Origin of the sequence: Lentzea flava (assembly GCF_014648475.1) — a bacterium.
GTDB lineage: Bacteria > Actinomycetota > Actinomycetes > Mycobacteriales > Pseudonocardiaceae > Lentzea > Lentzea flava.
This window is the reverse complement of the sequence record NZ_BMRE01000009.1, coordinates 174,975-200,127: the sequence shown is the minus strand read 5'-3', so window position 1 is coordinate 200,127 and position 25,153 is coordinate 174,975. Positions and strand designations below refer to the sequence as shown.

The following is a 25,153-nucleotide window of genomic DNA, read 5'->3' as shown; positions in this document are numbered from 1 at the left end:
GGCTACGGGGAACCGATCCGCAGGCCATACGTGATCCATATGTCGTGGCCGGAACACTGGGCGAATGCGGGTGTTGTTGGTCGAGGACGAGCAGCCCCTCGCCAAGTACGTCGCGGCCGGGCTGCGCAAGCACGGGTTCGCCGTCGACATCGCGAACGACGGGCGGATCGCCATCGACAAGTGCGAGGTGACGCCGTACGACGTGGTGGTGCTCGACCGGGACCTGCCGCTGGTGCACGGCGACGTCGTGTGCCGGCACCTGGCGCGGCAGGGCACGGCGCGGGTGCTGATGCTCACCGCGTCCGACGCCGTCGAGGACCGGGTCGAGGGCCTCACCCTCGGCGCGGACGACTACCTGGGCAAGCCGTTCGCGTTCACCGAGCTCGTCGCGAGGGTGCGGGCGCTGTCACGGCGCAGCACCCCTGCGCGCCCACCGGTGTTGCGCGCCGGCGACCTGGTGCTCGACCCGGCACGGCGCACCGCGGAACGCGCGGGCCGGCTGCTGAACCTGACGCCGAAGGAGTTCGGTGTCCTGGAACAGCTGCTGACCGCGGCGGGCGACGTCCGCAGCGCGGAGACGTTGCTGGACAAGGTGTGGGACGAGCACGCGGACCCGTTCACCAACGCGGTCCGGATCACCGTCGGGACCCTGCGCCGCAAGCTCGGCGACCCGCCGCTGATCGAGACCGTGATCGGCGCCGGCTACCGGATCCGCTCGTGCGACTGACCGCCCGCAGCCGGTTGGCACTGCTGTACCTCGGGCTGGTCCTGGTCACCGGCGTCGTGCTGATGGCGCTGACGTACGTGCTGGTGCGGCAGAGCATGAACCGGCGGGTCCTGCTGGGCTTCACCACCGACCGGCCCCCTGACCTGACGGCTCTGCGCGAGCGGTTCCGCGCCGAGACCCTGTCGGAACTGCTCACCCAGGCCACCATCGCGCTGGCGGTGGTCACCCTGCTGGCCGCCGTCCTGGGCTGGCTGGTGGCCGGCCGGATCCTGCGCCCGATCCGCGCGATTTCCGCCACGGCGCAACGGCTTTCGGCGGAGAACCTGTCCGAGCGGGTCCCGGTGACCGCACCGGCGGACGAGCTGGCCGCGCTGGCCGGCACGATCAACGGAATGCTGGACCGCATCCAGCACGGCATCGCCGAACGCGACCGCGTGCTGGCGAGCCAGCGGATGTTCACCGCCAACGCCGCCCACGAGCTGCGCACCCCGCTGGCCACCATGCGCACGGCGATCGACGTGACCCTCGACGGCGACCCGAGCAGGGCCGAGCTGCTGGCCATGGCCGGTGACGTCGCGGCCGCGGTCGACCACAGCAGGCGGACGCTGGACGGGCTGCTCGCGCTGGCCCGCAGTCACCCCCGCGACCAGCGTCCGGCGGACCTCGCCGAGGTGGCGCGCGCGAGCCTCGCCGCCGTCACCCGCGCGGACGTCACCCTGCACGCCGACCTGCGGCCGGCGCCGGTCAGCGGCGAACCGGTCCTGCTGGAACGCCTGGCGAGCAACCTGCTGGACAACGCCGCCAGGTACAACCACGCCGGCGGCCACATCGCGGTCGGCACGGGCACGGACGGCGGCCGCGCGTTCCTCCGCGTCAGCAACTCCGGCCCGGCGATCCGCGCGGAGGAGGCGGAAGCGCTGCTGGAACCGTTCGTCCGCGGTGACGGCGTCCGCACCCACACCGACGGCGGCGCCGGGCTCGGCCTGTCCATCGTGCGCGCGATCGCCGCCGCCCACCACGGCGAGGTGACCGTCGCCGCCCGCGAGGCAGGCGGACTGGACGTCACCGTCCTCCTGGGCTAGAGCGCCTTGAGCACGTCCAGGTCCACGCCCACCAGCGAGTCGCGGAAGATCCGCCGCTCCCCCGCCTCGACCTCGACGTCGCACGGCACCACCAGCACGGTGCACCCGGCCGCCACCGCGGCCGCGACACCGGTCGGCGAGTCCTCGATCGCCACGCACCGCGCCGCGTCGACACCGAGCAGCCGCGCGGCCTTCAGGTACGGCTCCGGCAACGGCTTGTTCAGCCCGTCGACCTCGTCACCGCACACCGTGACGTCGAAGAGGTCCCGCCCGATCGTGTCCAGCGCGACCTCGGTCAGCGCACGCTCGGTCGACGTCACCAGCGCCATCGGCACGCCCGACGACCGCACCGCCCGCAACGCCTCCTGGGCACCCGGACGCCACGGCAGCCCGGCCCGGAAGACCTCCTCGGTGCGGCGCGAGATCCACGCGGCGCCGTCGAGCAGATCAGCGTCCGTGGGCTCGATGCCGACGTCGGCGAAGAGCAGGCGCATCGTCGTGGGCACGTTGGTGCCGACCATGCGTTCGCGGGTCTCCAGCGACAGCACGCCGCCGAGCTTCTCCGCGTACTCGTAGAGCGGGATGTCCCAGAGCTTCTCGGAGTCCAGCAGCGTGCCGTCCATGTCCCACAGGACAGCGTGCGGGTCAGACATTGAAGTACTTCGCCTCCGGGTGGTGCGCCACGAAGGCGTCGGTGGACTGTTCGGGGTGCAGCTGGAGCTCCTCGGACAGGGTCACGCCGATGCGTTCCGGGTCGAGCAGGTCGACGATGCGCTTGCGGTCTTCCATCTCGGGACAGGCGCCGTAGCCGAACGAGTACCGCGCGCCGCGATAGCCGAGTTTGAAGAACTCCTCGACGTCGGCGGGGTCTTCCGCGGCGACCGTGCCGCCCGTCGGCCACACGAGTTCCTCGCGAACCCGCTTGTGCCAGTACTCGGCCAGCGCTTCGGTGAGCTGGACCCCCAGTCCGTGGACTTCCAGGTACTCACGATACGCGTTCTTGCCGAACAGCTCGTTGGCGTAGTCGGCGATCGGCTGGCCCATCGTCACGAGGTGGAACGCGACGACGTCGACCTCACCGGACTCCTTCGAGCGCCAGAAGTCCGCGAGGCACAGGCGGCGATCCCTCTTCTGGCGCGGAAAGGTGAAGCGGAAGCGCTCGGGGGAATCCGCGGCGGGCTCTTCCAGGATGATCAGATCGTCGCCGTCGGACACGCACGGGAAGTAGCCGTAGACCACGGCGGCGTGGGCAAGAACACCTTCCGTGGCAAGGCGTTCCATCCAGTAGCGCAGCCGCGGGCGGCCCTCGGTCTCGACCAGCTCCTCGTAGGTCGGGCCGCCGCCGCGCGTGCCCTTGAGGCCCCACTGACCCATGAACGTCGCACGTTCGTCCAGCAGCGCCGAGTAGTCGGCGACCGGGATGCCCTTCACGACCCGGCTGCCCCAGAACGGCGGCGTGGGGATCGGGTTGTCGGTGGCCACGTCCGAGCGGCCGGAGAACGGCTCCTCCGGTTCGGCTGCAGCCTTGCGGGCGGCGGCGATGCGCAGCGAACGTTCGCGCCGGGCCTTGCGTTCGGCGGCCTTGGCCTGCGCCTCGGGATCCACCAGCGGCGCTTCGCCGCGCTTGGCCGCCATGATCGCGTCCATCAGGCGCAGGCCCTCGAAGGCGTCGCGGGCGTAGCGAACTTCTCCGTAGTACATCTCCGTCAGGTCGTTCTCGACGTACGCGCGCGTGAGAGCCGCGCCGCCGAGCAGGACCGGCCACCGTGCGGCGACACCCCGGGAGTTCATCTCCTCGAGGTTCTCCTTCATGATCACGGTCGACTTGACCAGCAGGCCGGACATGCCGATCGCGTCCGCGCGGTGTTCCTCCGCGGCTTCGAGGATCGCGTTGATCGGCTGCTTGATGCCGATGTTCACGACCTCGTAGCCGTTGTTGGACAGGATGATGTCGACGAGGTTCTTGCCGATGTCGTGGACGTCGCCCTTGACGGTGGCGAGCACGATCCGGCCCTTGCCGCCATCTTCCGAGCGTTCCATGTGCGGTTCGAGGTGCGCCACGGCGGACTTCATGACCTCGGCGGACTGCAGCACGAACGGCAGCTGCATCTGGCCGGAGCCGAACAGCTCGCCGACGGTCTTCATTCCCGCGAGCAGCGTGTCGTTGATGATCTGCAATGCCGGGCGCTGCTCCAGCGCGGCGTCGAGATCCGCTTCCAGGCCGTTGCGCTCACCGTCGACGATCCGCCGCTCCAGGCGTTCGAACAACGGCAGCGCCGCCAGCTCCTCGGCACGCGACGCGGAGTTCGACTTCGTCGTGACGCCCTCGAACAGCTCCATGAGCTTCTGCAGCGGGTCGTAACCCTCGCGGCGGCGGTCGTAGACCAGGTCCAGCGCCACCGCGCGCTGCTCGTCGGGGATGCGGGCCATCGGCACGATCTTGGACGCGTGCACGATCGCGGTGTCGAGGCCCGCCTGCACGCACTCGTGCAGGAACACGGAGTTGAGCACCTGGCGGGCGGCCGGGTTGAGTCCGAAGGAGACGTTCGAGACGCCCAGCGTCGTCTGCACCTCGGGATAACGGCGCTTGAGCTCGCGGATCGCCTCGATCGTCTCGATGGCGTCGCGGCGGACCTCCTCCTGGCCGGTGGAGATCGGGAACGTCAGGCAGTCGACGATGATGTCGGAGACCTTCATGCCCCAGTTCGTCGTCAGGTCCTCGATCAGCCGGACGGCGACGCGGACCTTCCACTCGGCGGTGCGGGCCTGCCCCTCCTCGTCGATGCACAGCGCCACGACGGCCGCGCCGTGCTCGGAGACGAGCCGCATGATCTTCTGGAAGCGGGAGTCGGGCCCGTCGCCGTCCTCGTAGTTCACCGAGTTGACGGCGCAGCGGCCCCCGAGACACTCCAGGCCCGCCTGCAGCACCGCGGGCTCGGTCGAGTCGAGCATGATCGGCAACGTCGACGCGGTGGCGAGGCGGGAGGCCAGCGCGCGCATGTCCGCTTCGCCGTCGCGGCCCACGTAGTCGATGCAGAGGTCGATCAGGTGGGCGCCCTCGCGCGTCTGGTCGCGTGCGATCTCGATGCAGTCCTCCCACCGCTCGGCCAGCATCGCCTCGCGGAACGCCTTGGAACCGTTGGCGTTCGTGCGCTCGCCGATCATCAGCACCGAGGCGTCCTGCTTGAACGGGACGGCCTGGTACAAAGAGGACACACCGGGCTCCGGGCGCGGCCGCCGTTGCGTCGGGCCCAGGTCCTTCACCGCTTCGGCGACCTGGCGCAGGTGCTCGGCGGTGGTGCCGCAGCAGCCGCCGACGAGCCGCGTGCCGAACTCCCGCACGAACCCGGCCAGCGACTGCGCCAGCTCCTCCGGCGACAACGGGTAGACCGCGCCGTTCGGGCCGAGCTCGGGCAGACCGGCGTTCGGCATCACCGACAGCGGGATGCGGGCGTGCTTGGACAGCGTCCGCAGGTGCTCGCTCATCTCGGCGGGGCCGGTGGCGCAGTTCAGGCCGATCAGGTCGATGCCGAGCGGCTCCAGCGCGGTGAGCGCGGCGCCGATCTCCGAGCCGAGCAGCATCGTGCCGGTCGTCTCGACGGTCACCTGGGCGATGATCGGGACGACCCGGCCCTCCGCCGCCATCGCGCGCTTGGCGCCGATGATCGACGCCTTGGTCTGCAGCAGGTCCTGCGACGTCTCCACGATGATCGCGTCGACACCGCCGGCCAGCAGGCCCTTGCACTGCTCCTGGTAGGCGTCGCGCAGCGTGGCGAACGGCGCGTGCCCGAGCGTCGGCAGCTTCGTGCCGGGGCCGACGCTGCCGAGCACGAACCGCGGCCGGTCGCTCGTGCTGAACTCGTCCGCGACCTCGCGGGCGAGCGCGGCACCCCGTTCGGACAGGTGGAAGATCTGGTCGGCGATGTCGTACTCGGCGAGGTTCGCGAGGTTCGCACCGAACGTGTTCGTCTCGACCGCGTCCACGCCGACCTCGAGATAGCCGCGGTGCACGGCCTTCACGACGTCCGGGCGGGTCACGTTGAGGATCTCGTTGCACCCCTCGAGACCGTTGAAGTCGTCGAGGGAGAGGTCAGCGGCCTGAAGCATGGTGCCCATGGCGCCGTCGGCGACGACAACACGGTTCACCAGCGCTTCCAGGAATGGCGACTCTCCGCGATCACGCATGGGCCAAGCCTACGATGAGTTACTCGAGCGAGGCCGTAGTCTGGCGCCGTGAACGATCCGTCCCAGGAATCCCCGACCCGTGCGAACCCGCGCAAACCGCTCACGAGCCCGATCATGGTCTGCGCCTTCGAAGGGTGGAACGACGCGGGCGATGCCGCGAGCACCGCCATCGAGCACCTGCAACTCACCTGGGACGCCACCCCGCTCGCCGAGATCGATCCGGACGACTACTACGACTTCCAGGTGACGCGGCCCACTGTCCGCATGGTGGACGGTGTCACCCGAAGGGTCGACTGGCCGACGACGCGGCTCTCGGTGTGCCGGCCTCCAGGCTCGTCCGTCGACGTGATCCTCGTGCACGGCATCGAGCCGAACATGCGGTGGCGCAAGTTCGCCGCCGAGCTGCTGGGGCACATCGAGGCCCTCGGGGTGACGACCGTGGTGACGCTGGGCGCCCTGCTCATGGACACGCCCCACACCCGTCCCGTGCCGGTCACCGGCACCGCCTACGACCCGGACGCCGCCGCGAAGTTCGGCCTGGAGCACTCGAAGTACGAGGGCCCGACCGGCATCGTCGGCGTGTTCCAGGACGCGTGCGTGCAGGCGGGTGTCCCGGCGATCTCGTTCTGGGCCGCGGTGCCGCACTACGTGTCGCAGCCGCCCTCCCCCAAGGCCACGCTGGCGCTGCTGCACCGGGTGGAGGAGGTGCTCGACATCGAGGTCCCGCTCGGCGCGCTGCCGGAGCAGGCCGAGGAGTGGGAGCGCACCGTCACCGAGATGGCCGACGAGGACGAGGACGTGCGCAACTACGTGCGCGCGCTGGAGGAGCGCGGTGACGCGGCCATCCAGATCACCGAGGCCTCTGGTGACGACATCGCGGCGGAGTTCGAGCGGTACCTGCGGCGGCGCGGGCGCGGGCCCGGCTGGCCGTCGACCGGGCCCCGCTGAGGTTCGCCGGACCTGTCGATTTCGCCGGCTTCCGTTCGTCTCACTGCGTCCGAGTCCCGTTGAGGAGGATGCGTTGAAGTACGTGATGCTGGTCTACCAAGGCGACGCGCAGGAGCGGCAGGCGGCGCTGTCCGACGAGGAGCGCGAGCAGGTCCACGCCGACTACCAGGGCATCACCGAGATGCCTGGTGTGACCTCGATGCCGCCGCTGGGTCCGGCGCAGAACGCGACCACCGTGCGGGTCGAGGGCGGCAGGACGCTGACCACGGACGGCCCGTTCGCCGGGATGAAAGAGGCCGTGGGCAGCGTGTTCGTCCTGGAGGCCGACGACCTGGACGCGGCGATCGAGGTGGCCGCCCGCGTCCCGGCGGCCCGCTACGGCGGCGCCGTCGAGATCCGGCCGTCGGAGGTCTATTGGTAGCGGGGCTCGACCAGGTCTTCCGCGAGGAGTGGGGCCGGGTCCTGGCCGTCCTCGTCGGCTTCCTCGGCGACTTCGACCTCGCCGAGGAAGCCGCGCAGGAGGCGTTCGCACTGGCCGCGGACCGGTGGCCGCGCGACGGCGTGCCGGCGAACCCGCGGGCCTGGTTGATCACCACGGCCCGGAACCGGGCGACCGACCGCATCCGCCGCGACCGGGTCCGCACGGCCAAGTACGGCCTGCTCGACACCCGTGAGCACGTGGAGGAGCCGGTGGAGGCCTCGGCGTTCCCGGACGAGCGGCTGGAGCTGATCTTCACCTGCTGCCACCCCGCGCTCGCGCTGGAGGCCCAGGTCGCGCTCACCCTGCGGGCCCTGGGCGGGCTCACCACCGACGAGATCGCCCGCGCCTTCCTCGTCCCGGAGCGCACCATGGCGCAACGGCTGGTGCGGGCCAAACGCAAGATCAAGGCCGCGGCGATCCCGTTCCGCGTGCCACCGCCCCACCTGCTGCGCGAGCGGCTCGACGCCGTTCTCGCCGTCGTGTACCTGATCTTCAACGAGGGCTACGGCGGCCGGAACGAGCTGGCGGCGGAGGCGATCTGGCTCGGGCGCGCGCTCGCCGAGCTGCTGCCGGACGACCCGGAGGTGCGCGGGCTGCTGGCGCTGATGCTGCTGCACGACTCCCGGCGCGAGGCCCGGTTCGACGGCGGCGAGCTCGTCCTGCTGGCCGACCAGGACCGGTCGCGGTGGGACACCGGGCAGATCGCGGCCGGCCGCGCCGAGCTCGACCGTGCGCTGGCGTTGGGCGGCCGCGGACCGTACGTGCTGCAGGCCGCCATCGCGTCGTTGCACACCGAGGTGCCGTGCGACTGGGCGCAGATCGCGGCCCTGTGCGGGCAGCTCGGGCGGTTGACCGGCTCGCCGGTCGTGGAGCTCGAGCGAGCCATCGCCGTCGCCGAGGCGGAGGGTCCCGAGGCCGGTCTGCGCATCGTCGACGGGCTCGGTCTCGACGACTTCCGCTACCTGCACTCCACCAGGGCCGAGCTCCTGCGCCGGCTGGGGCGGGTGGACGAGGCGCGGGAGGCGTTCCGGCGGGCGATCCGGCTCACCGGCGACGGCGCGGAACGCCGGTTCCTCGAACGGCGGCTGACCGAGCTGGCCAGAACCACCCCGTGAGCGGCCGCGTCAGCGTGCGAGCTTCTCGACGGCCGCCGGGGTGACCGGCGTGAAGAAGTTGACGAGGTTGCCGTCGGGGTCGTGCAACAGCAGCGACCGGTTGCCCCAGGGCATCGTGGTGGGCTCGGTGACGAAGTCGGTGACGAAGCTCCTCAGGTTCTGGTGCACGAGGTCCACGTCGTCGACGAGGAACTCGGTGATCACGCTGTGGTTGTCCGCCGGGCGGGCCGAGCCGGGGGCGAACAGCCCGACGGTGCGGGTGCCGCCGATCGCGAGGGTGGCGCCCCCGATCCTGAGTTCGGCGAAGTCCTCGGTGGCCCACGCCGCCCGCGCTCCGGTGGCGCGCTCGTAGAACTCGACGAGGCGCGCCACGTCGCTGGTGATGATGCGGATCGAGACGAAGTCCATCGGTGTGTCTCCTCGGCTGTGCTGGGACGTGCACGGCGGAGGCTAGGAGAAATACTGGACACAATCGGTCCGGTATTCGCGTTAGGCTGCGGAGGTGCCCCGACCCACCGGCCGCGTGCTGACACTCCTGGAGCTGCTGCAGTCGGGCGGCACCCGGACGGTGGCCGAGCTCGCCGGCCGGCTCGGCGTCGAGGGGCGCACCGTGCGCCGGTACGTGGACCAGCTGATCGACCTCGACGTGCCGGTGGAGTCGGTGCGCGGCCGCTACGGCGGGTACCGGCTCGCCCCCACCTACCGCCTGCCCCCGCTGATGCTCAGCGACGACGAGGCGCTGGCCGTGCTGCTCGGCCTGATCGCCGGCCGCCGGGCGGGTGTAACGACGGAGCTCACGGCGAGCGAGACGGCATCGGCGAAGATCCGGCGGGTGCTGCCGAAGCACGTCGCCCGGCGGCTCGGCGCGCTGCTGGACGCTCTCGCCTTCACGGATCAGCCCGGCGAGTCCGACACCCCGGACGCCGCCGTCCTGCTCACGATCGCCGACGCGGTGCGCCACCACCGGCCGGTCTCGATCCGCTACACCGACCGTGCCGGACAGCGCAGCGAACGCACGCTGCACCCGTACGGGATCGTCGCCCACGCGGGCCGGTGGTACGTCACCGGCGAGGACGCCGGGCTCGGCGAGGACCGGACCTTCCGGCTCGACCGCGTCGCGGACGCGCGGACCCTGCCCGGCTCGTTCGGCGTGCCGGCGGGTCCTGACCCGGCGGAGCGTGTGGTGACGGGGTTCGCCACGGCGGAGTACCGGCACGAGGTGACCTTGCGGATCCACGGGACGGTCGAGCAGATCCGCGCCCGCCTCCCGGTCACCGTCGCCTGCCTGGAGGCGGACGAGCCCGCGGCCGAGCGCTGGCGGCACGTCGAGCTGCGGGCGGAACGCCTCGACTGGGTGCCCGGTGTGCTCGCCGCACTCGACCGGCCGTTCGTCATCGAGCGGCCCGACGAACTCCGCGACCTCGTCGTCGCACTCGCCGATCGCCTCACGTCCTGCACCGCGAGAAAAACTTAGCTCTGACAACCATCGGCCACTAGGGTGGGCGGTGGAGGTGTCTGTGGGCCGCTTGGCGCGCGCCGGGTTGTACGCCGGTGCATTGATCGGGCCGTTCGGCGGCGCCATCACGACGTCGATCCTGCCCGAGATCGGGACCACCTTCGGACGATCACCGGGCGCGGCGGCCTCGACGCTGACCTTCTACCTCGTGCCGTTCGCGGTGCTGATGCTCGTGTCCGGGACGCTCGCCCAGCGCTGGGGTCCACAACGGACGGTCCGGATCGCCTACGTCGCCTACGCGGTGACCTCCGCGCTGGCGGCGAGCGCCTGGACGTTCGAGGTGCTGCTGGCCTCACGGGCGTTGCAGGGCGCGGCCAACTCGTTCACCACGCCGGTGCTGCTCGCGGTGATCGCCGCCTCGACGCCGAAGGAGAAGCTCGGCCGGGCCCTGGGCCTCTTCGGGTCGATGCAGGCCGCCGGGCAGACGTCCGCGCCGCTCGTCGGCGGGCTCACCGCCGAGATCGACTGGCGGCTGGCGTTCGTGGTGATCTCGGTCGTGGCCGTGGGGCTCGCGGTCCTGGGCGTGCCGCAGACGGACGCGGAGCCGGAGCGCAACGCGAGCCTGCGCAGTGCTTTCGTGCCGAGCACGCTGCGGCCGGCCCTGGTCGCGTTCGTCGGCTGGGCCTGCCTGGGCGGGCTGTCGTTCCTGGTGGCGTTCCGGCTGGACGACGTGTTCGGGCTCGGCGCGGGTGAGCGCGGGATCCTGCTCACCGGGTTCGGCGTCGTCGGGTTCCTGACCGCGCGGCAGGTCGGCAAGGCCATCGACCGGTACGGGGCCACGACCACGGTCGTGATCGGCGCGACGCTGGGCGGCGGTCTCATCGCGGCGGTCGGCACGTCGCCGATCGCGGCGCTGGTCGTCATCGCGTGGGCGCTGACCGGAGCGGCCGCCCAGGGTGTGCTGGTGAGCGTCAACGCGCTGGTGCTGCAGAGCGACAACGCCAACAGGGGCGGCAGCGTCAGTGTCGTGCAGTCACTGCGCTTCATGGGCGCTGCCGCGGCCCCGCTGGCGTTCGTCCCCCTCTACCAGGCCCATCCGCTGCTGGGGTTCCTCGTCCCGGCAGCCCTGCTGATCACGGTGCCCGCGATCGTCACGTGGTCAGGTCGCGGCGCCGGAACCCGGCGAACCCCGCAGCCAGAAGCACCACCGCCACCCCGGTGAGCCACAGCAGCGGCCCGGCGACGATGTCCGGGTACTTCGGCACGTGCGTGAACGGCGCGACGTCGAGCACCCACTGGTCGAGCTGGAGCGCCGGGCCGAGCAGGGTGATCACCAGCGACGCCGACACCACCGCCCAGCTGACCCCCGTGAGCTGCGGGAACAGCCCGAACAGCAGCAGCGCCACGCCCGCGACGACCCAGGCGGCCGGGAGCTGGACGAGCGCGGCGCCGAGCATCTTCGGCAGGACCGTGCCGACGTCATCGGTCTGCAGGCCGTGCACCAGCCCGAGGCCGAGACCGGCGAAGGCCAGCACGATCGCGCCTCCGGCCAGGGCGAACACCGCGTGCGACGCCACCCAGCCCCAGCGCGAGACCGGCGTGGCCAGGATCGGCTCCGCGCGGAACGACGTCTCCTCCGACCGCAGCCGCAGGACCGCCTGCACGAGGTAGATGGACGTGATCAGGCCGATCAGCTGGGTGATGGTCGCGAAGAACGCGTCCACCATCGCGTCCGCGCCGCCGATCTTCTGCACGATCTGGCCCAGCGCCGGGTTGTCCTGCACCATCTCCCCGACCGCCTGCGCCACGCTGCCGTAGATCATGCCGACCACGAACAACGCCAGCGACCAGCCGATCAACGAGCCCTTCTGCAGCCGCCACGCCAGGCCGAACGGGGTGCCGATCGTGCCGTGGGCAGGCCCGAGGCGCGTGGCCAGCAGCCCGAGACCGACGTCCCGGCGCGTCACGACGTAGGCCGAGACGCCCACCAGGACCACGAACGCGGCCAGCGAGAGGCCGAGCACCCAGAACCGGTTGTCGCCGAACGACCGCACGTGCTCGGTCCAGCCGATCGGCGAGAGCCAGGTCAGCCACTGCGGGCCGGACTCCCCCGCCGCGTCGCCCGCCGCGCGGAACAGGTACGTCACGCCCAGGAAGCCGCCCGCGATCGCGTTGGAGACGCGCGAGTTCTCCGACAGCTGCGCGGTGAACGCGCTGACGCCGGTGAAGACCAGGCCGACCGACGCCGTCGACAGCCCGAACGCGAACGAGCCGGCCACGTCCAGGTCCTTGCCGATCAGCACCACCGCCTGGAGCACGCCGATCAGCAGGCTCGCGCCACCCGCGACGATCACCGAGGCGGCGAGCGGCGCGTGCCGGCCGACGACCGTGGCGGCGATCAGCTCGGTGCGGCCCGCCTCCTCCTCGGCACGGGTGTGCCGGGTGACGACCAGCAGCGCCATGATCGCGATGAACAGGCCGGCGAAGACGCCCCAGCGCCACACGACCAGACCGCCCAGCGACGACCAGTCGTGCAGCGGGCCGAGCATCGCGAGGAACGCGGAGTTCGCGTTCGCGGTGACCCCGAGCAGCGCCCTGGACTCCTGGGTGCCGTAGAGCTCCTCCAGCGCGGTCGTCGTCGACAGCGTGGTGAAGACCAGGAAGAAGATCCAGATCGGGAGCAGGATCCGGTCGCGGCGCAACGCCAGCCGGACGAGGTGCCAGGTGCCGATCATTTCGCGTCCTCGTAGTGCCGCAGGAAGAGCTCCTCCAGCGTCGGCGGCTGCGAGGTCAGCGTGCGCACGCCCGTCGACACGAGCTGCTTGAGCACGAGGTCGAGCTTGTCCGAGTCGACCTCGAACTTGACCCGGTTGCCTTCTGCGACGAGGTCGTGCACGCCCGCCAGCGACGTCAGCCCGTTCGGCGGCCCTGCCAGCTCGGCGGAGATCGACGTGCGGGTCAGGTGCCGCAGGTCGGCCAGCGTGCCGGTCTCGACGCAGTGGCCGTTGCGGATGATGCTCACCCGGTCGCACAGCGCCTCGACCTCGGCCAGGATGTGGCTCGACAGCAGCACGGTGCGGCCGCGCTCGCGTTCGTCGTTGATGCAGTCCTGGAAGACCGCCTCCATCAACGGGTCGAGGCCCGACGTGGGCTCGTCGAGGATCAGCAGCTCGACGTCGCTCGACAGGGCGGCGACGAGGGCGACCTTCTGCCGGTTGCCCTTGGAGTAGGTGCGGCCCTTCTTGCGCGGGTCCAGCTCGAAGCGCTCCAGCAGCTCCGCGCGGCGTTGCTTGTTCAAGCCGCCGCGGAGCCGTCCGAGCAGGTCGATGACCTCGCCACCGGTCAGGTTGGGCCAGAGGTTCACGTCGCCGGGGACGTAGGCGAGGCGGCGGTGGAGGCTCGCGGTGTCCTTCCACGGGTCGCCGCCGAGCAGCCGCGCGGTGCCGGAGTCGGCACGCAGCAGGCCGAGGAGGATCCGGATCGTCGTCGACTTGCCGGCCCCGTTCGGGCCGAGGAAGCCGTGCACCTCACCGGTCTGGACGTCCAGGTCGAGATCGTCCAGTGCACGCGTCGGGCCGAAGGTCTTCACCAGGCCCGACACGGATATCGCAGATGTCATGGCCGGTAAGCTACACTTCTTTCACAAGTTCGTGAAGTACGTAAATTTTGCTCGATCGGCTGACGAAAGGGGATGATGCGGCCGTGACGAGAGCTACGCAGCGTGACCAGCAGGCGGTGAGCCAGTTCGTCGAACGCTTCGGCGGAATTCTGGCGGACACCGGCGTGCCGCGCATGCCGGCGCGCATCCTCGCGGCGCTGCTGACGACGGACTCGGGACGGCTCACTGCGGCCGAGATCGCCGACCTCCTGCAGATCTCCCCGGCGGCGGTGTCGGGCGCGGTGCGCTACCTGACCACGGTCCAGATCGTCAGCCGCGAGCGGGAGCCGGGATCGCGCCGGGACGTCTACCGGATGCGCGACAACGTCTGGTACGAGGCGACTTTCCGCAAGGACCAGATGCTGGCCATGGTCGACGAGGTGCTGGGCGAGGGCGTCGAGGCGCTCGGCGCGGGCACCGAAGCGGGGACGCGACTGGACGAGACCCGCGAGTTCTTCCGGTTCTGCCACAGCGAGCTCGGCTCGATGCTGGACCGGTGGCGCGCGCACCGCGAGAAATGGCTCGAAGAGCGGCAAGCCTGAGCCATACGATCTTCGCATGGGGTACGTGAGCAGCAGGCACTACTTCTTCCTGTGATCGGAAGTGACGAGGGCGATGCCATCGGCGTCGCCCTCTTCGGTGTGCCCGCTTCCCGTCCCAACCAGGAGTGCTCGCGTTGTTCCCCCATGCCCTCGCTCAGTCCGTCGACCTGCTGCGGTGCCCGGTGTGCCGCACCGGCCTGTCCCCCGCTCGCACCGCACTGCGCTGCCCGGCGAGCCACACGTTCGACATCAGCAGGAGCGGCTACGTCAGCCTCCTGTCCGGCACCCGCGCCACCAGCGGCGACGCGCCGGACATGGTGCGGGCGCGCGACCGGTTCCTCGCCACCGGCAACTACTCCCCCATCCGCCGGGCCGTCGCCCACCTGGCGGGCGACGCGTTCCCCGGTCGCGGCACGGTGGTGGACGTCGGCTGCGGCACCGGCTACTACCTGGCCGGAGTCCTCGACCACCTGCCGGGAGCCCGCGGCCTCGGCCTGGACACGTCGGTGCGGGCGTTGCGTTCGGCGGCACGAGCCCACGCACGGGCGGCCGCGGCGAGCTGGGACGTGTTCCGCCCGTTTCCGCTGGCCGACGCGGTGGCCGACGTCGTGCTGGACGTGTTCGCGCCCCGCAACCCCGCGGAGTTCCGCCGGGTGCTCCGCGCGGACGGCCGGTTGGTCGTCGTGCGTCCCACCGGAGCGCACCTGGCGGAGCTGCGCACCGCGGTGCGGGTCGACCCCGCCAAGGAAGAACGCCTCGGCCGGGCGCTGGGCCGTCACTTCGACGCCGTGGCCACCGAGCACGTGACCTACCCGATGGTCCTGAACAGCACGAACGTCGTCGACCTGGTCGCCATGACGCCGAACGCCCGGCACGCGCCCCCGCGGGAGCACGTGCCGGGCGTCGAGGTCACCGTCTCGGTGCTGGCCACGGCCTACCGGGTCCGGTGACCGGAGGACGTCAGCCCGTGACGAGCGTCAGGCCGTACACCGAGAGGATCTCGTTGACCGGCTGGAAGTAGGTCGTGCCGCCGCTGGTGCAGTTGCCGGAGCCACCCGAGGTGACGCCCTGCGCCTGCGTGCCGCTGACCCACGAGCCGCCGGAGTCACCGGGCTCCGCGCACACGTTCGTGCGCGTCAGACCGCTGACCGAGCCCTCCTGGTAGTTGACCGTCTGGCTCTTGGCCTGGACCTCGCCGCAGTGCCAGCCCGTGGTCGAGCCGGAACGGCAGATCGAGGCGCCGACCGCGGCCTCGGTGTGACCGGAGACGATGACGTCGGCACCGCCGTAGTGGTTCACCTTGGCCGTCGCCGTCCACGCCGAGTTGGTGCGGACGAACGAGTAGTCGTTGCCGGGGAAGGACGACTTCTCGAACTGGCCCATCGCCGACCGGTCGACACCGTTCACCGTGTCGCCGGGGGAACCGCAGTGCCCTGCGGACACGAAACCGCCCTGCACCGCGAACCCGACGGAGCACCGTCCGGCGTTGTTGATGTAGTAGGCGTCGCCGCCGCGGATGTCCTTCAACAGCCGCGGCGCCTCGTCGGTCTCGACGACCTTGGCGAGCGCGCCCACCTTCTCCACCAGGGACTTCGCCGCGTCGGCCTGACCACGCCGGACGGTGATCGTCACCGCGTTGGCCTTGGTGTCCACGTACCAGCCGGTGACCTCGGCCGGCGCCGGCGAGGCGTCGAGCCTGGCCTTGGCCGCGTCGAGATCACTGGCCTTGTGGGCGACCGTGCGGGGCTCGGCGCCGAGCCTGCGCAGCCGGTCGGCCTTGGCGCCGTCCGTCACACCGACGACGAGCTTGCCGATGGACGCGTCGAACCACGCTCCGCCGAACTCGTCACCCGCGAACCCCTTCGCGACGTGCTGCAGGACCGCCGCCGCGCTTTCCTGACGCAGCCGCTCCGCCGCCTGCTGGGCGTTCAGTCCGAGGTCGCGCTGCATCGCGGCGAGCAGGTCAGCTGACGGCTCCTGCGCGGCGACAGCGGCAGGGGAGACCGTCGTCGCGAGTGCACCCGCCAGCACGGCGACAGCCGCGACAGCCATGCGCTTCATAGGCATTTCTCCTTGATCTTCGGTTGTGCAGGGCCGGTGTAACGCCCGACCGGGCAACCGCGATGAGGAGATCGGCTGTGCTGCAACACAGCCCGCACGACACCGGTAGCAATGGCGTCCCCAGGCGGTCGAACTGCCCGATCAGTTCGTTCCTCCGTCTGGGTGACGCTATGTCGTGCTGCCTACCGGACGGTAGGGCCGATCGAGGGTGGACCTCTCGGCACCCGTGTTGGTATAGGGAAATCAAATGCGTTCTCTCAGCCTATTTCCGTGACGCAGAGCGACTGTTCGTCTTGACACGAAATGTCAAATCTGTCAACAGTTCGCACTCGACGGCGTATCCCTCTGACCTGCGGCTCAGGGCTAGCGTGCAGGTCACCCTGTTCCCTGCACGAGGGAGAAACCCTGCCATGCGAAGAGTCTTGGGTACGGGACTCGCCGCCGCCGCTGCCGTGTGTCTGGCCGCCGCTGTGGTGCCCGCTGCTTCAGCACAAGAAAACGTGGGGACGATTCTCGGCGCCGACCGCGCCGATGTCGTGAAGGACAGCTACATCGTCTCGCTCAAGGCCGACACGGCGTCGAGGGCCGCCGCGCCGGGCCTGGCGAGCAAGTACGGCGGTCAGGTCGACCAGATCTGGCAGCACGCGCTCAACGGCTTCTCGGTGAAGATGACCGCCAAGCAGGCGGCCAGGCTCGCCGCGGACCCGAAGGTCGCGTACGTGCAGCAGGACGCCCAGGTGCACCTGCTCGACGTCCAGCAGAACCCGCCGTCGTGGGGTCTGGACCGCGTTGACCAGCGGGACCTCCCGCTGAGCAACAGCTACCAGTACGACACGACCGCGTCCAACGTGACGGCGTACGTCATCGACACCGGTGTGCGCACCACGCACTCCACGTTCGGTGGCCGCGCGACCTGGGGCACCAACACCTCCGGTGACGGCAACAACAGCGACTGCAACGGCCACGGCACGCACGTCGCCGGCACCATCGCGGGCTCGCAGTACGGTCTGGCCAAGGCCGCGAAGGTCGTCGCCGTCAAGGTGCTGAACTGCCAGGGCTCCGGCACCACCGCCGGTGTCGTCAGCGGCATCGACTGGGTGACGGCGAACGCGGTGAAGCCCGCTGTCGCCAACATGTCGCTCGGTGGCGGCGCCGACTCCACCCTGGACGCGGCCGTGCGCCGCTCCATCGCGGCCGGCATCACCTACGCCATCGCGTCCGGCAACTCGAACACCGACGCGTGCAGCACCTCGCCCGCACGCGTGACCGAGGCGATCACCGTCAACGCGTCGACCAACACCGACGCGCGCGCCTCGTTCTCCAACTACGGCTCCTGCACGGACATCTACGCGCCGGGTCAGAACATCGTGTCGTCGTGGAACACCAACGACACCGCGACGAACAACATCTCCGGCACGTCGATGGCCACCCCGCACGTCGCGGGTGCCGCGGCGCTGTGGCTCGCCACGCACCCGAACGACAGCCCTGCGGCCGTCTGGGCGGGCCTGGACGCGGCCTCGACGCCGAACAAGATCACCAACGTCGGCGCCAACACGCCGAACAAGCTGCTCTACACGCTGTGGGGCGGCGGCCAGCCCGGCACCCCGTCGGTGACGAACCCCGGCAACCAGACCTCCACGGTCGGCTCGCCGGTGTCGCTGCAGCTGTCGGCGTCCGGCGGCACCCCGCCGTACACCTGGTCCGTCTCCGGCCTCCCCGCCGGTCTGTCGGCCTCCGCCTCCGGCGCGATCTCCGGCACGCCGACCACGGCGGGCACCTCCACGGTGACCGCCACGGTGACCGACTCGGCTGGCAAGACCGGTTCCGCGACCTTCACGTGGACGGTCAACGCCGTTGGTGGCGGCTGTGACGCCAAGACCAACTCCACGCCGGTCACGATCGGCGACCTGTCCACGGTCACCAGCACCATCGTGATCTCGGGCTGCGCGGGCGACGCGTCAGCGACGTCGTCGATCAAGGTCTCGATCACGCACACCTACAAGGGCGACCTCGTGGTGGACCTGATCGCGCCCGACGGCTCGGTCTACAACCTGCACAACCGCTCCGGCGGCTCGGCGGACAACATCAACGAGACCTACACCCGCGACCTGTCGGGTGAGGCCGCCAACGGCACCTGGACGCTGCGCGTGCGCGACGCGGCGTTCCTGGACAGCGGCACGTTGAACAGCTGGACGCTCGACGTCTGAGCTGATCCGCGATGACGAGACCGCCCCCGGTGCTTCCGCCTCGGGGGCGGTTTCCTCTTTCTCGGCGGAACGACGATCCAGCAGGCGTTCACCCGGCAGTTCGGCCACTGCGGCCAGGGGTGCGCGGTTCGCCGAACTGCGGGCGGGTCACCGCGACCGGTATCCGGTGGCAGCACTGAGCCCCGGTGTGGGCGTCGGCTCGGCGCCCACACCGGAGTCGCTTCAGAGCTCGACGCCCAGCAGCGCGTCCACCGCGGTCCGGATCTGCGACGGGCCGTGCGTGTCCGAGCCGCCGTGCGCCAGCGCCTCGTCCGCCCACGCGTCGACGGCCGCCAGCGCCTTCGGGGTGTCGAGGTCGTTGCCGAGGTGGTCGCGCAGCCGGGAGACAGTGTCCACAGCGGACGGTCCGGACGGCAGCGTCGCCGCCCGGCGCCACTTCGCCAGGCGCTCCAGGGCCTCGTCGAGCAACGACTGGGTCCACGGGCGGTCCGAGCGGTAGTGGCCCGCCAGCAGGGCCAGGCGGATCGCGTTCGGGTCGACCTTCTGCGCGCGCAGCTTGGAGACGAAGACCAGGTTGCCGCGCGACTTCGACATCTTCTCGCCGTCGAGGCCGATCATGCCCGCGTGCACGTAGTGGCGGGCGAACGGGTGCTGGCCGGTCTGGGCCTCGGCGTGCGCGGCCGAGTACTCGTGGTGCGGGAAGATCAGGTCGGAGCCGCCGCCCTGCACGTCGAAGCCCATGCCCAGGCGGTTGTGGGCGATGGCGCTGCACTCGACGTGCCAGCCGGGGCGGCCCTCGCCCAGCTCGGACGGCCACGACGGCTCGCCGGGGCGCTTCATGCGCCACAGCAGAGCGTCGAGCGGGTGGCGCTTGCCGGGGCGGTCGGGATCGCCGCCTCGTTCGGCGAACAGCTCCCTCATCTGCTCGGCGGAGTAGTTCGACTCGTAGCCGAAACGGCCCGTGGCGTCGTGCGAGTAGTAGATGTCCGGGTACTCGGGGTCGTCCGCGCGGTAGGCGTGGCCGTCGGCCACCAGCTTCGCGACCACCTCGACGATCTCGGGAATGGCCTCGACGATGCCGACGTAGTCCTGGGGCGGCAGGACGCGCAGCGCCTCCATGTCCTCGCGGAACAGGGCGGTCTCGCGCATCGCCAGCACGACCCAGTCGTCCTGGTCGCGTTCGGCGCGCTCCAGCAGCGGGTCGTCGACGTCGGTGACGTTCTGGACGTAGTGCACGTTGTGGCCGTTGTCGAGCCAGATCCGGTGGACGAGGTCGAACGCGAGGTAGGTGGCGGCGTGGCCGAGGTGCGTCGCGTCGTACGGCGTGATGCCGCACACGTACAACCTGGCGGTGTCTCCCGGCGCCGTGGGGCGCACTTCGCCCGTAGCCGTGTCGAACAGCCGCAGCGGGCGGGGGTCCCCCGGAACCCGCGGCACAGGAATCGATGACCAGGTCTGCATACATCCGACACTAATGCCTGCCACCGGCCGGAGTGCACTTTCCGGCTGTTGGGACGACCACCCCCGATCGGACCAGGACAGAAAGATCGGACATTCGTTGACGACGTTGTCATCACGTCCCTAGCGTCCAAGGGCATGCTTCGTGTCGTCGTAGCCACGGTAGTAGCGCTCTCACTCTCCCCCGCCACCGCACAGGCCGAGCCGCTGGACGCGTTGGCGTACCTGGAGAACCCGCGGATGACGGGTGAGAACCAGGAGCCTCCTCATCCCGATCTGAAGCCCGAACGGCGTCTGACCCTCAACGGCGAGTGGCGCCTGCGGATGTTCGACAGGCCGCAGGACGTCAGAGACACCCGGGAGGGCTGGCGGACGGTCCAGGTGCCGCACACGTGGCAGACCGACTTCCTCGACCACCCGATGTTCCGCAACATCCCCACCGAGATGTACCCGGACGACCCGCCGGCGATCCCGCACGACGTCAACCCCACGGGGGTCTACGAGAAGACGTTCGACCTGCCCGCGGACTGGGACCGCACGCTGCTCAGATTCGAGGGCGTGACCAGCGGATACTTCGTCTGGGTCAACGGCGCGTACGTCGGCTACGACCAGGGCGGCTACACCCCCGCCGAGTTCGACGTCACCAGCAGGCTCAAGGCAGGGCGCAACACCGTGCGGGTCCAGGTCCACCGCTGGGGCTCCGGCTCGCACCTCGAGGACTACGACCAGTGGCGGTTCTCCGGCATCTTCCGCGAGGTCTGGCTCTACTCGACGCCCAGGACGTACATCGCCGACGTCACGATCAAGACCGACCTCGACGCCCAGTACCGCGACGCCACCATCAGCGCCGACGTCAAGATCGGCGGTCCGCAGGAGGGCCACACCGTCCGGACGAGGCTCTTCGACCCGCAGGGCCGCGAGGTCGCCGTACGGGACGGCAAGGTGAGCAACCCGCTGAAGTGGACCGACGAGACCCCGAACGTCTACGAGCTGCGGATCGACCTGGTCAGGGACGGCAGGGTCGTCCAGACCGGCAGGCAGCCCGTCGGGTTCCGCGAGATCGAGATCATCGACCGGCAGCTCAAGATCAACGGTAAGCGGGTGCTGTTCCGCGGCACCAACCGAGCCGAGACCAGCGTCCGCGGCAGCCGCCACGTCACCCGCGCCGAGCAGGAAAAAGACGTCGAGCTGATGAAGCGGTTCAACATCAACGCGGTCCGCACCTCGCACTACCCGAGCGACCCGTACTTCTACGAGCTGGCCGACCGCAACGGCCTGATGATCGCCGACGAGGTCGACATCGAGACCCACCACCACGACGGCTGCCCTGCCAACTGCCTCGCCGAACGCCCGGAGTGGCAGGACGCGTTCCAGGACAGGTTCGTCGCGATGATGCAGCGCGACAAGAACCACCCGAGCGTGATCATGTGGGACACCGGCAACGAGGCGGGCCTCGGCAAGGCGCACTACACGATGGCCGAGTACGCGAAGAAGAACGACTCCCGCCCGCTGTACCACCAGCCCAACTCCCCCGACGGTGACGCGCCGTTCGCGGACGTCTCCGGGCCGCGCTACCCGTCGCCCGCCGGCCTGGAGGCCAAGGCGAAGACCACGACGAAGCCGATCATCATGGGCGAGTACGCGCACGCGATGGGCAACAGTCTCGGCAACTTCAAGGAGTTCTGGGACGTCGTGCGCGCCCACCCGCAGGTGCAGGGCGGCTTCATCTGGGACTGGGCCGAGCAGAACATCGCGCTGCCGCTGTACACCACGCCCGATGACGCCAACGGGATCCTGACGTGGCTGTCCGGCAAACCGTCGCACGTGGACGGTCCGCACGGCAAAGCGGTGCAGCTCAGCGGACTCGACGACTTCGTGGAGGTCTATCGCGACCGCAAGCTCGACGAGGTGAGCACCGGGCTGACGCTCGACGCGCAGGTCAAGCCCGCCGAGTGGACCGGTGACTTCACGGTGATCTCCAAGGGCGACCACCAGTACGCGCTGAAGATGGCCAACCGCACGACGCTGCAGTTCTTCATCCACAGCGGCACCTGGCGCACGGTCGAGGCGCAGGTCCCCGCCGACTTCTACGGCAACTGGCACCGCCTCACGGGCACGTTCGACGGCACGAAGCTCCGGCTGCTGATCGACGGCACGGAGGTCGCCACCACGCCCTATACCGGCACGATCGACTGGTCGCACTGGCCGGTCAACATCGGCCGCAACGCCGAGACCATGCAGGAGAACGTCCAGACCCGCATGGCGCACGGCACGATCGACCAGGTCCGGATCTACCACCGCGCCCTGACCGACGCCGAGCTCGCCGGGGATCCGAAGAAGACGGCCGTCCTGGCGCTCGACTTCGAGAAGCTGGAGGACAAGGGCCGCAAGGAGTCCTACGGCGCGGGCACCGGTGGCGTCGACGGCGTGGTGTGGGCCGACCGCAGGCCGCAGCCGGAGACCGCCGAGCTGATGGCCGTCCACTCCCCGATCCGCTTCTCCTTGCAGGACAACAAGCTCACGATCGTCAGCGAACGCCAGTTCACCGGCACCGACGACCTCGAACTGCGCTGGCAGGTCCAGGACAACGGACGCACGATCGCCCAGCACCGCGGCGCGCTCCAGCCGGGCACGATCACGTTGCCCGACTTCCGCGCCCGCACCGAACGATGGCTGACCGTCCGCGCGACCGACCGGCGGGGCAACGACGTCGGCATCGCAGGGTTCCCGGTGGGCGGCAGGCAGATCGCCGGCCTGCACACCCCGAGCGCCCCCGGCAAGCTCACGACCGCCCAGGACGACAACGAGATCGTGGTGTCCGGCAAGGACTTCCGGTACGTCGTCAGCAAGAGGTCCGGCACCCTCACGTCGATGCGCGTGCGCGGCACCGAACTGCTGAAGACCGGTCCGGAGCTGGACGCCTGGCGCGCGCCGCTGTCCAACGAGTTCATGAGCGAGGACGGCTCCTGGTACCGCAACGGCCTCGACCGGCTCCGGACCACGCCGTCGAGCGTCACCGTCACGCAGAACGGCCAGGACACCGTCATCACGGCGAAATCCACCGCACAGGCCGTGCAGAACGCGTCGTTCGGCCAGACCTTCACCTACCGGATCACCGGCGACGGCGAGATCCACGTCGGCCACCGGGTCGCGGCGAAGGACGGGATGCGCGACCTCGCGTACCTGCCGGGCATCGGTTTCACACTCAAGGTTCCCGACAGGTACACCAGGTTCACCTGGTACGGCCGAGGTCCCGGCGAGAACTACGACGACCGCAAGTCCGGCAACCCGATCGGCGTCTACCAGTCCACTGTGGACAAGGAGTTCAACGACTACTACAAGCCGCAGGACTTCGGCAACCACGCCGACACGCGCTGGGCGACGCTCTCCGACGGCCACGCGGGCCTGCTCGTGGCGGGCGACCTGGACGTCCGGGTGTCGCGCTACGACGACCTCGACCGGGCGCCGTACCCGTTCGCGCTCAAGAAGAACGACGGCTGGACCACCCTGCACGCGGCTCATCGCGTCACGGGTGTCAGCGAGACGTTCCACGAACCGCTGCCGCAGTACCAGGTGGAAGCCGACAACGAGTACGCCTACTCCGTGCTGCTGCGCCCCCTCACCCCGCAGGAAGCGGCCACGGGCAAGCTCGGCGACCGGGTGGACTGCGCGCCCGCCGTCGAGCTGAAGGCCGCTGACACCGCACTGGAACCCGGCGAGCAGGTCGAGGCCGAGCTCGTCGTGACCGAGCCGTGTCCCGCCACCACGAGGGCCACCCTGTCCGCACCCGAGAACTGGTCGGTCTCCCCCGCCTCCGTCGACCTCACCGGCGGCTCCGCCAGGGTGACGATCAGGCGGGACGGCGGCGAGACCGGCAGCAGGCCGGTGTTCGTCGAGGTCACCGCGGGCAAGGCGACCACGACGGTGACGAAGGACTTCACCGCCACGCCGCGTCCTCCGCAGGGCGAGGCACCGGTGTCGGCGCTGGAGTTCCTCGGCGAGCGCAACGGCTGGGGCCCGCTCGAACGCGATCGCAGCAACGGCGAGAACTCCGGCGGCGACGGCAACCCGATCAGCATCCGGGGAGCGAGGTTCGACAAGGGCGTCGGCGCGCACGCGGAGTCGGAGTTCACGGTCTACACGGGCGGGAAGTGCACGACGCTGACCGCCACCATCGGCGTCGACGACGAGACGGACGGCAGCGGCAGCGTCGCGTTCGAAGTCCTGAAGGACGGGCAGCGGGCCTACCTGAGCCCCACGCTGACCGGGCAGAGCGCGGCGCTCCCGATCACGGTCGACACGAGCGGGGCGACGGTGCTGACCTTCCGCGTCGCGGACGGAGGTGACGGCAACGCCCACGACCACGCGGACTGGGCGAACCCGGTGCTGAGCTGCCGATGAGAGGTACCGTGAGATCAAGGGAATTCGCCGATGAAAGGCGGGTCTCATGGTCGTGGAAATCCTCGGCGGACTGGTCGCGCTCGGGGGCTTCGGCCTCGCCATGAGCGCCAGAGTCATCAAGCAGTTCGAACAGGGACTCGTGTTCCGGTTCGGCAAGCTCCAGCAGGCCGTGCGCGGGCCGGGGCTGACGATGATCATTCCGGGCGTGGACACGCTGCGGAAGGTCAGCATGCAGATCGTCACCCTGCCCGTGCCGGCGCAGGACGGCATCACGCGTGACAACGTCACCGTGCGCGTGGACGCCGTCGTGTACTTCAAGGTGCAGGACCCGGCGAAGGCCGTCATCAACGTCGAGGACTACCGGTTCGCGATGTTGCAGGTGGCCCAGACGTCGCTGCGGTCGATCATCGGCAAGAGCGAGCTGGACGACCTGCTGTCCAACCGCGAGCGCCTCAACCAGGGCCTGGAGCTGATGATCGACACCCCCGCGCTGGAGTGGGGCATCGACATCGACCGGGTCGAGATCAAGGACGTGGCGCTGCCGGAGAGCATGAAGCGCTCGATGTCCCGGCAGGCGGAGGCCGAACGCGAACGCCGCGCCCGCATCATCACCGCGGACGGCGAGCTGCAGGCGTCCAAGAAGCTCTCCGAGGCGGCGGGGACGATGGAACAGACGCCCGCGGCGCTGCAGCTGCGACTCCTGCAGACCATCGTCGAGGTGGCGGCGGAGAAGAACTCGACGCTGGTGCTGCCTTTCCCGGTGGAGCTCCTGAGGTTCCTGGAGAAGAACAGCAACGTCGAATTACCGAAGGGTGATTCGTCCGACTGAGTT

General features: G+C 70.2%; 19 protein-coding genes. 12 read left to right on the top strand and 7 right to left on the bottom strand.

What is annotated here, in order from left to right:
• Positions 1-64 precede the first annotated feature (64 nt).
• Both IEZ09_RS14300 and IEZ09_RS14295 read left to right on the top strand, forming a co-directional pair.
• Positions 65-727 carry a response regulator transcription factor gene (locus IEZ09_RS14300; protein ID WP_189254147.1) on the top strand — a complete coding sequence of 221 codons (663 nt, stop codon included), beginning with the start codon at positions 65-67 and terminating at the stop codon, positions 725-727.
• Complete coding sequence (locus tag IEZ09_RS14295) at positions 718-1,809, top strand: sensor histidine kinase (protein ID WP_229812548.1); 1,092 nt, start codon at positions 718-720, stop codon at positions 1,807-1,809. The genes IEZ09_RS14300 and IEZ09_RS14295 overlap by 10 nt, the downstream gene beginning before the upstream one ends.
• Here the strand turns inward: IEZ09_RS14295 and IEZ09_RS14290 are convergent.
• Together IEZ09_RS14290 and metH are read right to left on the bottom strand one after the other, a co-directional pair.
• Complete coding sequence (locus IEZ09_RS14290) at positions 1,806-2,462, bottom strand: HAD family hydrolase (protein ID WP_189254146.1); 657 nt, start codon at positions 2,460-2,462, stop codon at positions 1,806-1,808. The two genes, IEZ09_RS14295 and IEZ09_RS14290, sit on opposite strands and share 4 nt — an antisense overlap.
• A complete protein-coding gene (gene metH, locus IEZ09_RS14285) occupies positions 2,455-5,994 on the bottom strand; it encodes a methionine synthase (protein ID WP_189254145.1) in 3,540 nt (1,179 codons plus the stop codon). Before metH ends, IEZ09_RS14290 begins: the two co-directional genes overlap by 8 nt.
• A gap of 114 nt (positions 5,995-6,108) precedes the next feature.
• On the opposite strand from metH, the gene IEZ09_RS14280 reads away from it, so the two are divergent.
• The 3 genes from IEZ09_RS14280 to IEZ09_RS14270 all read left to right on the top strand — a co-directional run bounded on the left by IEZ09_RS14280 (position 6,109) and on the right by IEZ09_RS14270 (position 8,538).
• Entirely contained in the window at positions 6,109-6,942 is an 834-nt protein-coding gene (locus IEZ09_RS14280; RefSeq protein ID WP_109640379.1) for a PAC2 family protein, read from the top strand.
• Positions 6,943-7,024: 82 nt separating this feature from the next.
• Positions 7,025-7,363: a YciI family protein gene (locus tag IEZ09_RS14275; RefSeq protein ID WP_229812551.1), complete on the top strand. Its 339-nt coding sequence runs from the start codon at positions 7,025-7,027 to the stop codon at positions 7,361-7,363.
• Positions 7,357-8,538: an RNA polymerase sigma factor gene (locus IEZ09_RS14270; protein WP_189254143.1), complete on the top strand. Its 1,182-nt coding sequence runs from the start codon at positions 7,357-7,359 to the stop codon at positions 8,536-8,538. The genes IEZ09_RS14275 and IEZ09_RS14270 overlap by 7 nt, the downstream gene beginning before the upstream one ends.
• Positions 8,539-8,547: 9 nt before the next feature.
• Here IEZ09_RS14270 and IEZ09_RS14265 read toward each other — a convergent pair whose 3' ends face one another.
• Positions 8,548-8,946, bottom strand: a complete 399-nt coding sequence (locus IEZ09_RS14265; RefSeq protein WP_189254142.1) for a VOC family protein — start codon at positions 8,944-8,946, stop codon at positions 8,548-8,550.
• A 94-nt stretch (positions 8,947-9,040) separates the two neighbouring features.
• Here IEZ09_RS14265 and IEZ09_RS14260 point away from each other — a divergent pair, with 94 nt between their 5' ends.
• Together IEZ09_RS14260 and IEZ09_RS14255 are read left to right on the top strand one after the other, a co-directional pair.
• Positions 9,041-10,012, top strand: coding sequence for a helix-turn-helix transcriptional regulator (locus tag IEZ09_RS14260; protein WP_189254141.1), 972 nt, complete (start codon positions 9,041-9,043; stop codon positions 10,010-10,012).
• A 43-nt stretch (positions 10,013-10,055) separates the two neighbouring features.
• Positions 10,056-11,216: an MFS transporter gene (locus tag IEZ09_RS14255; RefSeq protein ID WP_229812547.1), complete on the top strand. Its 1,161-nt coding sequence runs from the start codon at positions 10,056-10,058 to the stop codon at positions 11,214-11,216.
• Here the strand turns inward: IEZ09_RS14255 and IEZ09_RS14250 are convergent.
• Together IEZ09_RS14250 and IEZ09_RS14245 are read right to left on the bottom strand one after the other, a co-directional pair.
• The gene (locus IEZ09_RS14250) at positions 11,146-12,729 is read right to left on the bottom strand and encodes an ABC transporter permease (protein ID WP_189254139.1); all 1,584 of its coding nucleotides are present in this window, start codon (positions 12,727-12,729) and stop codon (positions 11,146-11,148) included. The genes IEZ09_RS14255 and IEZ09_RS14250 overlap by 71 nt on opposite strands.
• The gene (locus IEZ09_RS14245) at positions 12,726-13,613 is read right to left on the bottom strand and encodes an ABC transporter ATP-binding protein (protein WP_189254138.1); all 888 of its coding nucleotides are present in this window, start codon (positions 13,611-13,613) and stop codon (positions 12,726-12,728) included. Before IEZ09_RS14245 ends, IEZ09_RS14250 begins: the two co-directional genes overlap by 4 nt.
• Before the next feature lie 83 nt (positions 13,614-13,696).
• Between IEZ09_RS14245 and IEZ09_RS14240 the strand changes: the two genes are divergently transcribed.
• On the top strand, positions 13,697-14,194 hold the full coding sequence (locus tag IEZ09_RS14240) for a GbsR/MarR family transcriptional regulator (RefSeq protein ID WP_229812546.1): 498 nt from the start codon (positions 13,697-13,699) through the stop codon (positions 14,192-14,194).
• Positions 14,195-14,328: 134 nt separating this feature from the next.
• The gene (locus IEZ09_RS14235; protein WP_229812545.1) at positions 14,329-15,144 is read left to right on the top strand and encodes a putative RNA methyltransferase; all 816 of its coding nucleotides are present in this window, start codon (positions 14,329-14,331) and stop codon (positions 15,142-15,144) included.
• Between the two features lie 10 nt (positions 15,145-15,154).
• Here the strand turns inward: IEZ09_RS14235 and IEZ09_RS14230 are convergent, their stop codons facing one another.
• Positions 15,155-16,255, bottom strand: coding sequence for a S1 family peptidase (locus IEZ09_RS14230; RefSeq protein WP_189254136.1), 1,101 nt, complete (start codon positions 16,253-16,255; stop codon positions 15,155-15,157).
• A gap of 410 nt (positions 16,256-16,665) precedes the next feature.
• Here IEZ09_RS14230 and IEZ09_RS14225 point away from each other — a divergent pair, with 410 nt between their 5' ends.
• Positions 16,666-18,462 carry a S8 family peptidase gene (locus IEZ09_RS14225; RefSeq protein WP_189254135.1) on the top strand — a complete coding sequence of 599 codons (1,797 nt, stop codon included), beginning with the start codon at positions 16,666-16,668 and terminating at the stop codon, positions 18,460-18,462.
• A 222-nt stretch (positions 18,463-18,684) separates the two neighbouring features.
• Here the strand turns inward: IEZ09_RS14225 and mshC are convergent, their stop codons facing one another.
• A complete protein-coding gene (gene mshC, locus IEZ09_RS14220; protein ID WP_189254134.1) occupies positions 18,685-19,923 on the bottom strand; it encodes a cysteine--1-D-myo-inosityl 2-amino-2-deoxy-alpha-D-glucopyranoside ligase in 1,239 nt (412 codons plus the stop codon).
• Between the two features lie 135 nt (positions 19,924-20,058).
• Between mshC and IEZ09_RS14215 the strand changes: the two genes are divergently transcribed.
• Together IEZ09_RS14215 and IEZ09_RS14210 are read left to right on the top strand one after the other, a co-directional pair.
• A complete protein-coding gene (locus IEZ09_RS14215; RefSeq protein WP_189254133.1) occupies positions 20,059-24,321 on the top strand; it encodes a glycoside hydrolase family 2 TIM barrel-domain containing protein in 4,263 nt (1,420 codons plus the stop codon).
• A 46-nt stretch (positions 24,322-24,367) separates the two neighbouring features.
• The gene (locus IEZ09_RS14210; RefSeq protein ID WP_189254132.1) at positions 24,368-25,150 is read left to right on the top strand and encodes a slipin family protein; all 783 of its coding nucleotides are present in this window, start codon (positions 24,368-24,370) and stop codon (positions 25,148-25,150) included.
• Positions 25,151-25,153 lie beyond the last annotated feature (3 nt).